General features: G+C 69.5%; 9 protein-coding genes. 6 read left to right on the forward strand and 3 right to left on the reverse strand.

Annotated elements, in window-relative coordinates; genetic code table 11:
• Window positions 1-21: 21 nt before the first annotated feature.
• Window positions 22-1,506 (forward strand): mannitol dehydrogenase family protein, encoded by a 1,485-nt coding sequence (locus tag FK529_RS15320; protein WP_146562749.1) that lies wholly within the window; start codon window positions 22-24, stop codon window positions 1,504-1,506.
• 12 nt (window positions 1,507-1,518) lie between these two features.
• On the opposite strand, the gene FK529_RS15325 is transcribed toward FK529_RS15320, so the two are convergent.
• Window positions 1,519-2,934, reverse strand: a complete 1,416-nt coding sequence (locus FK529_RS15325; protein ID WP_146562751.1) for an FGGY family carbohydrate kinase — start codon at window positions 2,932-2,934, stop codon at window positions 1,519-1,521.
• Between the two features lie 93 nt (window positions 2,935-3,027).
• Between FK529_RS15325 and aztD the strand changes: the two genes are divergently transcribed.
• Window positions 3,028-4,278 (forward strand): zinc metallochaperone AztD, encoded by a 1,251-nt coding sequence (aztD, locus tag FK529_RS15330; protein WP_146562754.1) that lies wholly within the window; start codon window positions 3,028-3,030, stop codon window positions 4,276-4,278.
• 73 nt (window positions 4,279-4,351) lie between these two features.
• Window positions 4,352-5,827, forward strand: a complete 1,476-nt coding sequence (locus FK529_RS15335; protein WP_146562756.1) for an FGGY-family carbohydrate kinase — start codon at window positions 4,352-4,354, stop codon at window positions 5,825-5,827.
• An 11-nt stretch (window positions 5,828-5,838) separates the two neighbouring features.
• On the opposite strand, the gene FK529_RS15340 is transcribed toward FK529_RS15335, so the two are convergent.
• Window positions 5,839-6,603, reverse strand: coding sequence for an SDR family NAD(P)-dependent oxidoreductase (locus tag FK529_RS15340; protein WP_146562758.1), 765 nt, complete (start codon window positions 6,601-6,603; stop codon window positions 5,839-5,841).
• Entirely contained in the window at window positions 6,600-7,622 is a 1,023-nt protein-coding gene (locus FK529_RS15345; RefSeq protein ID WP_146562760.1) for a sugar-binding transcriptional regulator, read from the reverse strand. The genes FK529_RS15340 and FK529_RS15345 overlap by 4 nt, the downstream gene beginning before the upstream one ends.
• Before the next feature lie 142 nt (window positions 7,623-7,764).
• On the opposite strand from FK529_RS15345, the gene eltD reads away from it, so the two are divergent.
• From eltD to FK529_RS15360, 3 genes are all read left to right on the forward strand, one after another.
• Window positions 7,765-8,853, forward strand: coding sequence for an erythritol/L-threitol dehyrogenase (eltD, locus tag FK529_RS15350; protein ID WP_146562762.1), 1,089 nt, complete (start codon window positions 7,765-7,767; stop codon window positions 8,851-8,853).
• Window positions 8,854-8,914: 61 nt separating this feature from the next.
• Entirely contained in the window at window positions 8,915-10,294 is a 1,380-nt protein-coding gene (locus tag FK529_RS15355) for an extracellular solute-binding protein (RefSeq protein WP_231703114.1), read from the forward strand.
• A gap of 13 nt (window positions 10,295-10,307) precedes the next feature.
• Complete coding sequence (locus FK529_RS15360; protein WP_231703115.1) at window positions 10,308-11,222, forward strand: carbohydrate ABC transporter permease; 915 nt, start codon at window positions 10,308-10,310, stop codon at window positions 11,220-11,222.

Genomic DNA, 11,222 nt, shown 5'->3' on the forward strand with positions numbered 1-11,222 from the left:
TCCGCACACGGGGGAGCCGCCATGAGCGCACCGATCGACCTGAACCCGGCCGCGTTACCCGCGATCACCGAGGCGTCCGTGCCGGCCTACGACCGCGCCGCAGTCCGGCCCGGCATCGTCCACTTCGGCGTCGGCGGCTTCCATCGGGCGCACCAGGCCGTCTACGTGGACCGGCTGCTCGCGGCCGGCGCGGACGCGGCAGGCTGGGGCATCTGCGGCGTCGGACTGCGGCCCGCCGATGAGGCGATGCGTGACGCCCTCCTGCCCCAGGGCGGGCTGTACACGCTGACTCTCAAGCATCCCGACGGGGCCGTCGAGACCTCCGTCGTCGGGTCGATCGTCGATTACCTGTACGCCCCCGACGACGCGAGGGCCGTCCTCGAGCGGCTCGCGGCACCCGAGACCCGCATCGTCTCCCTCACGATCACCGAGGGCGGCTACAACTTCTCCGCCGTCACCGGCGAATTCGACGCCGAGACCGCGGACGTCCGTCATGATCTGGAGTCGGGCGCTTCGCCCCGCACCGTCTTCGGGTACGTCACCGAGGCCCTACGCCGGCGGCGTGACCGCGGCGTGCCCGCGTTCACGGTCATGTCCTGCGACAACATCGAGGGCAACGGGCACGTCGCGCGGCGCACTCTCACCGCCTTCGCCCGCCTGGCCGATCCCGCCCTCGCGGACTGGATCACCGAGCACGTCCGCTTCCCCAACTCGATGGTCGACCGGATCACGCCGGCGACGCCGCCGGGGTTGCGGGAAGAAGTCGCGACACGGACGGGGGTCGAGGACCGCTGGCCCGTGGTCGCCGAGCCCTACACCCAGTGGATGCTCGAGGACGCCTTCGGTGCGGGCCGCCCGCGGTTCGAGGACGTCGGCGTGCAGGTGGTCGACGACGTCGAGCCCTACGAGCTCATGAAGCTGCGCCTGCTCAACGCCGGGCACCAGGGGCTGGGGCACTTCGCCCGCCTGCTGGGCTACGAGTACGTCCACGACGCCGCGGCCGACCTGGATGTGCGGGAACTGCTCCGCCGGTACATGCAGGAGGAGGCGCGGCCCACGCTGCGCCCCGTCCCCGGCATCGATCTCGACGACTACATCCAGACCCTGCTCGACCGCTTCTCCAACCCCGCCATCGCGGACACCGTCGCGCGGCTGTGCCAGGACGCCTCCGACCGCATCCCGAAATGGCTGGTGCCCGTGATCGTCGCGCGCCTGGACGAGGGCGCCGCCGCGCCCCTCGCCGCCGCTGTCGTCGCGGCGTGGACGCACGGCTGTGAGGGCCTCGACGACGCCGGCGCGGCGATCGTCCTGAACGACCGCGCGGCGGACGACCTGACGCGGCGCGCTCTCCGCTCGCGCACCGATCCACTGGCCTTCGTCGCGGTGCCGGATCTCTTCGGCGACCTCGCCGACCGCCCCGGGTTCACCGAGCCCTACCTGGCGACGCTGGCCGCGTTGCGCGAGACGGGCGCGCGCGCCGTGCTGCGGGACCTGCTCGCGCGGTAGGCCGGTCGTGGCTCAGGGGCGGTCGAGCACCAGCTCGGCCGCCTCGCGGTAGCGCGCGTAAACCTCCGGCGTGGCGGTGGCCGTTCGGGTTTCGGCGACGGCACGCGGCCACTCGGGTGCCGCGGAGGTGCCCGCGACGGCCCACGCGGCCTGCCGCGCGGCCCCGCGGGCGACGTACTCGCCGTCCGCAGGGAAGTCGACGGCACGACCGAAGACCGCGGGCGCGATGTCTCGGACCGCGCCGGACCGTCCGCCCCCGCCCACCACCAGGATCCGCTCGACCGCCGTGCCCTGTTCGGCGATCGCGTCGAGGCAGAACTGCAGGGAGCAGAGCAGGCCCTCGACGGCGGCCCGGGCGATGTTCTCCCGGGTCAGATTCGTGCCGGTCACGCCCTGCAGGGAGCCGGTGGCGTTCGGGCGGTTGGGTGAGCGCTCGCCGGCGAAGAAGGGCACGAGGACCAGCCCGTCCGCGCCTGCCGGTGCGGCCAGCGCGAGCCGGGCGAACTCCTCGAGGTCGACGCCCAGCATCCGCGCGGTCGCCGCCAGGATCGGGGCGCCGTTCAGGGTGCAGACCAGGGGCAGGTGGTGCCCCGTCGCATCGGCGAACCCCGCGACGATGCCCGACGGATCCCGCGGCGCCGTCGCCGTGACCGCGCTCACCACGCCCGACGTCCCGAGGGAGACGATGCAATCCCCGGGCCGGGCGTCGAGCCCGAGGGCGGCACCGGCGTTGTCGCCCGCACCGGCGCCGACGAGGGCGCCGGGGCGCAGCGGACCGTCGGCCGTGGTGACCGGGACGGACTCGGCCGGGCCGAGGACGCGGGGGAGCGCGGGCCGACGGCCGCGCAGGGCGAGTTCGAGGAGGTCCGTGCGGTACTCGCCGGTCGCGGCGCTGAAGTAGCCGGTGCCGGACGCGTCCGAGCGGTCCGTCACGAGGGCCTCGAGCCCGCCCCCGCCGAGCCGCCACGTCAGCCAGTCGTGCGGGAGGCAGACGGCCGCCGTCGCGTCCGCGTGCTCGGGTTCGGCATCGGCGAGCCAGCGCAGCTTCGCGGCGGTCACCGCTGCGACCGGGACGACGCCCACCGCGTCGGCCCACCGGTCCGGACCGCCGAGGTCAGCGACGAGCTGCTCCGCCGCCGCGGCGGATCGGGTGTCGTTCCACAGCAGGGCGTCCCGGACGACGGCGCCGTCCCGGTCCAGGCACACCATGCCGTGCTGCTGCGCCCCCACGGAGGCGGCCGTGACGTCCTCGAGGCCGCCCGCCGCCCGTGCCGCCACACCGAACGACTCCAGCCACGCGGCAGGGGCGACCGCGGTCCCCGGCGGGTGCGGAGCGGAGCCGGAGCGCACGACCTCGCCCGAATCAGCGTCGCACACCACGACCTTGCACGACTGGGTGGACGAGTCGATACCGGCGACGAGAGGCATGCCCGCGATCCTCGCAGACCGATCGGCCGCGCATGCACGTATCGCCATGGTGAGCTTTGACAATGATTTTCATCAACGATTACACCTATCGTCATGTCCAAGCACTTGCACCTCGCCGCGCCCCTGCTCACCGCCGCCCTGCTGGCCGCCGGATGCGGCTCCGCCCAGCCGGATCCGGCACCGTCGTCCACCGCCGCTTCCGAGTCCGCCCCCGGCGCGACTGAACAGCGCCGCGCGGTGCCGCGCCTCGCCGTGACTTACGAGGGCGGCGTGCTGATCCTCGACGCCAGCACGCTCGAGCGGGTCGCGGACCTCCCGGGCGAGGGCTACCTCAGGGTGAACCCCGCGGGCGATGGCCGGCACGCCTTCCTGTCCGAGGGCGACGGCTTCCGGCTCCTGGACCTCGGCTCCTGGTCCGCGCCGCACGGCGACCACCAGCACTTCTACACCGCGGCGCCGCGGCGCACCGACGTCACGATCCAGGCGCCCGAGCCCGGCCACGTGGTCCGCCACGACGGCCGCACGGTGCTCTTCTCCGACGGCACCGGCGCCGTCACGTCGATCGCCTCGGACAAGGTCGGCGATCCGAACGCGCCCCGCGCGACCTACACCGCACCGAAGCCGCACCACGGCGTCGCCGTCGAGCGGGCGGACGGGTCGATGCTCATCACCCTCGGCGACGAGAAGACCCGCACTGGCGTCGCGATCCTCGACAAGGACCGGAAGGAGATCGCCCGCAACGAGCAGTGCCCGGGCGTGCACGGCGAGGGTGCCGCCGAGGTCGGCGCGGTGCTCTTCGGCTGCGAGGACGGTGTGCTCATCGTGCGCGGCAACGACATCGTCAAGACCGCGGCCCCCACTCCCGGCTACGCGCGCACCGGCAACGTCGCCGCCACCGAGGCGCACGCCGTCGTCCTCGGCGACTACAAGGTGGACAAGGCCGCGAAGCCCGAGCGGCCCACCCGGGTCAGCCTCATCGACACCCGCACCGGCGCGGTCAAGCTCGTCGACCTGCCCGCCTCCTACAGCTTCCGCTCGCTGGCGCGGGGGCAGTTCGGTGAGGCGCTGGTGCTCGGCACCGACGGCGTGCTCCGCGTCCTCGACCCGAACACCGGCACCACGATCCGCGAGGTGAAGGTCACGGCGCCGTGGACCGAGGACGCGAACTGGCAGGAGCCGCGCCCCGCGGTGTTCACGATGGGATCCACCGCCTACGTCACCGATCCCACGGCCAAGTCCATCGTCGCGATCGATGTCCCCACGGGCGAGGAACTGCGGCGCGGGGCGCTCGAGCACACCCCCGACGAGGTGTCGGGGGTTCCCGGTGTGACCGCCTCTGCGTAGCGCGTCGCGGTCCGATACTCGTCGGGCGGTGAGAACCCCTGCCCTGCGGCGTTCCGCTCGGTAAGTTCGGGGCGTGGACTACTTGCTCGGCATCGATATCGGCACGGGAAGCACGAAGGGGGTGCTCGTCACTCCCGACGGTACGGTCGTGGACTCGCGAGCGGTGCCGCACCAGATGTCGTTGCCGCAGCCCGGGTGGGCGGAGGTGGACGCCGAAGCCACCTGGTGGGCCGAGATCTGCTCCATCAGCCGTGCGCTGGTCGCCGTCGCCGCGCAGCGGGAGGGCAGGATCGCAGGAGTCTGTGTCAGCGGGGTCGGGCCCTGCTTGGTGCTCTGCGACTCCGAGCTCAACCCCCTGCGCCCTGCCATCCTGTACGGAATCGATTCGCGGGCGGCGAGGGAGATCGATGACCTCACAGCCGAGTTCGGCGAGGAAGCGATCGTGGATCGGGCCGGCGCCCGGCTCAGCAGTCAGGCGGTGGGGCCGAAGATCGAGTGGGTACGTCGCAACGAACCGGACGTCTTCGGTCGGGCGCGTCGGTGGTACGGCTCGAACTCGTACGTCGCGGCCAAGCTGACGGGCGAGTACGTGCTGGATCATCACACCGCCAGCCAATGCGATCCGTTGTATTCGACCCGGGAGTTCGGCTGGAACGACGACTGGGCCGGGCGGATCTGTGGTCACCTCGAGTTGCCGCGGCTGGTGTGGCCCTCGGAGATCGTGGGACGGGTCCACGCCGCCGCGGCCGCGGCGACGGGGATCCCCGTGGGTACCCCGGTGGTCGCCGGCACGGTCGACGCGTACGCGGAGGCGTTCTCGGTCGGCGTGCGCCACCCCGGCGACCTGATGATCATGTACGGGTCGACGATGTTCCTGGTGCAGGTGATGTCCGAATTCCACAGCGACCCGGCCCTCTGGACCACGGCGGGGGTGGAGGAGGGGACGTTGGCCCTCGCCGCGGGAACCTCGACCGCGGGCAGCCTCACGCAGTGGCTGCAGTCGGTGACGGGGGGCGCCTCCTTCGAGGAGCTCATGGCGGAGGCGTCGACGGTGCCGCCCGGAAGCGACGGGCTCGTGGTGCTGCCCTACCTCGCCGGCGAACGAACCCCCGTATTCGACGCGGATGCGCGGGGCGTGGTCGTGGGCCTGACCCTGCGTCATACTCGCGGTCACCTGTTCCGAGCGGCGTACGAGGGCATCGCCTTTGGTATACGGCAGATCTTGGAACGATTCGACCACGTCGCTCCGGCTCGCCGGGTGGTCGCGGTCGGCGGAGGGCTTCGCAGCCCGATCTGGGCGCAGACGGTGTCGGACGTGACTGGCCGGCAGCAGGCGATCCCCACGCAGGCGATCGGCGCCAGCTACGGAGGCGCGCTACTCGCGGGGATCGGGGTCGGTCTGCTCCCGCCCGAGACGGATTGGGCCACGATAGACCGCGTGCTCGAACCGAGTCCGGCCAATCGAGAACTCTACGACGAGATCTACCCCGTGTGGTCGTCGTTGTACCCGGCCACGCGCGAGCAGGTCCATCGACTCGGCGGGATCTGACCGGTGCAGCCTCACCCCATGGTGTAGCCGCCGTCGACGGGGAGATCGATGCCGGTGATCATGCTGGAGGCGTCGGACGCGAGCCAGACGACCGCCTCGGATACCTCCCGCGGTTCCGCGAAGCGGCCCAACGGGATCCGGGCGAGCATCGGTGCGCTCTTGGCCTCCTCGCCCCACACGCGCTGCCCCATCTCAGTCAGGACGACGGTGGGGCACACGGAGTTCGCGCGGATGCCGTGTGGCCCCAGCTCCTGGGCGAGGACCTTCGTCGCCATGACCATGCCGGCCTTGGTCGCGCAGTACGCGTAGTGCTCGGGCAGCGGCGCGAGCGCCGCGGCGGACGCGATCGTGATGAGCGAGCCGCCGGTGCCCTGTGCCACCATCGCCCGGCCGATCTCGGCCGCCAGGAGTGCCGGCGCCTGGAGGTTGATCGTGATCGTGGCGCCCAGCAGCTCCGGGGTGATCGAGACCACCGCCTCGGGATGGGAGATGCCCGCATTGTTCACCAGGACGTCGAGCCCGTCGAAAGCGGAGAGCGCTGCGGCGGCCAGTTCGGACGGTGCGTCGGGCAACGCGAGATCGCACGGTACGACGGCAACGCGGACCCCGAATCGGCCGGCGAGTTCGTGCCGTGCGGTCTCAAGGTCCTCGACGCCACGGGCGCTGAGCACGAGATCGGCGCCGGCGGCGGCGAAGGCGATGGCGATGTCCGCACCGATTCCTTTGGTAGCACCGGTGATCAGGGCGCGGCGGCCCTTGAGTACCTGCTCGGTCATGGTGTGCCCTCCTCCGCCCGCGGGGCGACGCGGGAGAGGATCTCCGCAGCCGTGCCCGGGTCGGTCACGAGGCGGTTGAAGTACCCGCCTCGCGCGCCGGCGATCACCGACTCCACCTTGTCCGCGCCGACGGCGACCGCGATCGACACGGGGATGCGGCGCAGTGCCTCGAGTGACACTGCCATCAGCCGGTCGTCTCCCTCGAAATGGACGGGCTCGCCCTCCCGGTCGAAGAAGCGCGAGCACACGTCTCCGACGGCGCGGCGCAGGTCGGTCGATTCCATCGGGACGAATCGGGGGATGTCGGAGCGGGTGAGGGGCGGGGCTCCGACGCCCATGAGGGCGCATCGAGCGTGTGGCCACAGGTGGATGACCCGTTGGATCGAGGGATCCTCGACCAGGGAGGCGTGGAGATCGGGTCCGGGGAGTGCTGGAGCGAACAGGTAGTTCGCCCGGCCCTCGACGCGTTCGGCGACGAGCCTGGTGATCTCGTTCGTCTGGTACCACCCCTCAGGCTGATCGCTACCGCCGACCGTGGGAGTGACCAGAACACCCGGGAGCGGAGTGAGGGTGTTGCGGGCGACCTCGTACACCGTTCGCCCTGAGCTGACGAGCAGGACGTCGCCACTGAGCAGACCGGCGGCCGCGAGTGCGCGCGAGACGGTGGGCGCGAGGATCGGCCCCATGGCAGTGAGAACGTCGATTCGCGGATCACCGTGGGGGATCGGGGAACTGAGATACACCGTGTTGAGTCCTAGTGCCCGGGCGAGGTGCGTGGCGAGGCCCTCGGTGGACTGTCCTGACGGAGAAACGACCTCGATCCGGACGATCCCGCGACGCTTCGCCTCGGCCAGGAGCCGGCTCACCGTCGGCCGGCTCACCCCGAGGAGCGCGGCGACCTCGGCTTGGGTCGCATCGTTCTCGTAGTACTCCCGCGCGGCTCGCACCAGGATCGCGTCGCTGAATCGCGCACCGTCGTCGACGCCGGGCGCTCCGGTAGTCGGTCCCGTTCTCACCATTGCTCGAGTATGCACCGTGAATCCGCGGCTGAACAGTTGTTCCGGGCGAACGCGACGGCTGAACAAAATCTCTGGACAAATGTGCGCACCGTCGATAATGTGACGCCCGACACGTAGCTCAAAGCGCGAAGGAGAACTCGCGATGGTGGACCGGATACCCGAGACCATGCCGGCCGTGGTGTGCCACGGCCCCGAGGACTATCGACTGGAGCAGGTGCCGGTGCCGGTTCCGGGCCGAGGTGAGGCGCTCGTCCGGGTCGAGGCTGTGGGCATCTGCGCGAGCGACCTGAAGTGCTACCACGGCGCAGCCAAGTTCTGGGGCGACGAGAACCGCCCGGCCTGGGCGGAGACGGAAGTGATCCCCGGACACGAATTCGTCGGCCGAGTGGTGAGTCTGGACGACGAAGCCGCGGCCCGGTGGAACATCGCGGTCGGAGATCGCGTGGTGTCCGAGCAGATCGTCCCGTGCTGGGAATGCCGGTACTGCAGGCGAGGGCAGTACCACATGTGTCAGCCCCACGACCTCTACGGATTCAAGCGACGGACCCCCGGCGCGATGGCGAGCTACATGGTGTACCCGGCCGAGGCCCTGGTGCACAAGGTCTCCAGCGAGATCCCCGCACACCACGCGGCGTATGCGGAGCCGCTCTCCTGCGCGCTGCACGCGGTCGAGCGGGGCCAGATCCTGTTCGAGGACGTGGTCGTGGTCGCCGGGTGCGGGCCCATCGGACTGGGAATGATCGCCGGAGCGAGGGCCAAGGGGCCGGCGCACGTGATCGCACTCGACATGTCCGACTGGAAGCTCGAGCTCGCCGCGAAGTGTGGCGCCGACATCACGATCAACATCGCGCAACAGGATCCCGTCGCGGTGGTCAAGGAGCTCACCGGCGGCTACGGCGCGGACGTCTACCTCGAGGGCACCGGTCATCCGTCCGCGGTTCCGCAGGGACTCGGCCTGCTTCGCAAGTGCGGACGGTTCGTCGAGTACAGCGTCTTCGGAAGTGATGTGACCGTGGACTGGTCGATCATCAGTGATGATAAGGAGCTCGACGTGCTCGGAGCGCATCTGGGCCCGCACTGCTGGCCGGCCGCCATCGCGATGATCGAGTCCGGCGTCCTTCCCATGGACGAGATCTGTTCGCACCAGTACTCGTTGGCTCAGTTCCAGGAGGGCCTGGACATGGTCTCCCGCGGTGACGAGTCGATCAAGGTCTCGCTCCTTCCGGAGTGAGCGGGCCAGGAGGATCAGTATGACCGCAGACTTTCCGTCATCAAGGATGTCGCGACGAGAGATGTTGAGGCTGTTCGGCATCGGCGCCGCCGGCCTGGCCGGTGCATCGGCGCTGTCCGCGTGCGGCATCGGTGGTGGTGCGCCGGCCCCGAACGGAGCGTCGGAGGTGTCGGGTGGTTTCGATTGGCGGAAGGCCGCCGGAACCACGATCCGCGTCCTGCAGACCCCGCACCCCTATCAGCTCGCGTATCAGCCGCTGCTCAAGGAGTTCACAGAACTTTCGGGCGTCGAGGTGATCGTCGACCTCGTGCCCGAGGCCGACTACTTCACCAAGCTCAACACGGAGCTGGCCGGAGGAACCGCGCGGCACGACGCGTTCATGATCGGGGCCTATTTCATCTGGCAGTACGGTCCCCCCAACTGGCTCGAGGACCTGAATCCGTGGCTGAACAACACAGCTGCGACCTCCGCGGAGTACGACTTCGAGGACATCTTCGAGGGACTTCGGACCTCCACGCGGTGGGATTTCCAGACGGGGAGCCCGCTCGGAACCGGAGGGCAGTGGGCATTGCCCTGGGGGTTCGAGAACAACGTGGTCTGCTACAACAAGACCTACTTCGACCAGCGCGGAATCACCCGGCTCCCCGAGACCTTCGACGACTTCATTCAGCTGGCAGTAGACCTCACGGACCGTTCCGAGAACAGGTACGGCATCGCGACCCGAGGCTCGAAGTCCTGGGCGACCATCCACCCCGGCTTCATGACGCAGTTCACCCGCGAGGGGGCCGTGGACTACCGGGTCGAGGGCGGAGAGCTCGTGGCCGCCATGGACTCGGACGCGGCGATCGACTTCACGACCAAGTGGATCGACATGCAGCATCGCGCCGGCCCCACCTCGTGGACCTCATACGAATATCCGCAGGCGACGGGCGACCTCGGCGACGGCACCGCGATGATGGTCTTCGACGCCGACTGCGCGACGTACACGAAGAACAAGCCGGGCGCCAGCAAGACCGCGGGCCAACTGGCGTGGTACCCGGGTCCCGCCGGGCCTCAGGGCAACTACGACACCAACCTGTGGACTTGGTGCTGGGCGATGAGCTCGCGGTCGAAGAACAAGCACGCCACGTGGCTGTTCCTGCAGTGGGTGACCGGCAAGACCGCGATGAACAAGGCGGTCGCGGGCGGTACCTACGCCGATCCTGTTCGCTCATCAGTGTTCAACTCCACGTTCAAGCAGGTGGCCGCCGATCAGGTGGGCTATCTCGAGACCTTCGAGAAGGTGATCCCCACCTCGAAGATCCAGTTCACCCCGCAGAAGGCGTTCTTCGACACCACCATGAACTGGGCTGTCGCGCTGCAAGACATCTACGGCGGTGCGGATACCGGGTCCCGGCTGCGGAGTGTGGCGAAGACGAACACGTCCAAGGTCAATCTCTAGGAGCGTGGAAGCTGTGACCCGAACTCCGACTGCGGCCGAGGTGCCCACGGTTTCCCCGTGGCGCCGCAGGCTCCGTCCCTACCTCCTCTCCGTCCCCGCTGTGGTCGTGGTGGTGGGGATCCTCTACCCGTTCGTGGTGGGCGCCTATTACTCCCTTCTGAACTACGCGGCGGTGAATCCGAATCCGCACTTCGTCGGCCTGCAGAACTTCGCCTCCGTCCTAGGGGACGAGGTGTTCTGGTCCTCGGTCGGCACGACGGGCGTGTTCGCGGTCGTGGCCACCGTGGTCGAGACCGTCCTCGGAGTGGGGCTGGCGCTGCTCCTCAACCGTGCGTCGACCGTGGGACGACTGTTCGAGAAGGTGCTGATCCTTCCGCTCATGATCGCTCCGGTCATCGCCGGCGTGATCTGGAAGCTCATGTTCAACCCTCAGTTCGGCGTGCTCAATCATATACTCGGGCTGGGAAACACGTTCGACTGGCTGTCGCAGTCCAACGCGCTGTGGTCGGTGATCCTGGTGGACACCTGGATCTACACCCCCTTCGTCGCGATCCTCGTGCTCGCAGGGATCCGGTCGCTCCCGCGCGAGCCGTTCGAGGCCTCGGAAGTGGACGGAGCCTCGTGGTTCTTCATGTTCCGCAAGCTGATGCTCCCGATGATCTGGCCGTACATCCTGGTGGCGGTGATCTTCCGGTTCATGGACAACCTCAAGGTCTTCGATCACATCTATGTGCTCACAGCCGGCGGGCCCGGTGTCGCGACGCGGTCGCTGCAGATCGGCGCCTTCGAAGATTCGATCATCAACCTGAACTACTCCCGTGGCAGCACCTACATGCTGCTGCTGTGGATCGTCGTGTTCATCACCGCGCGCATCCTCGTGGGAGTGCTCGGCAAAGCGCAGCGTCGAGCTGCAGGAGCGGAGTCCTGA

The sequence above is a fragment of the Tsukamurella asaccharolytica genome, from assembly GCF_007858435.1.
In the GTDB taxonomy this organism is placed as follows: Bacteria; Actinomycetota; Actinomycetes; order Mycobacteriales; family Mycobacteriaceae; genus Tsukamurella; species Tsukamurella asaccharolytica.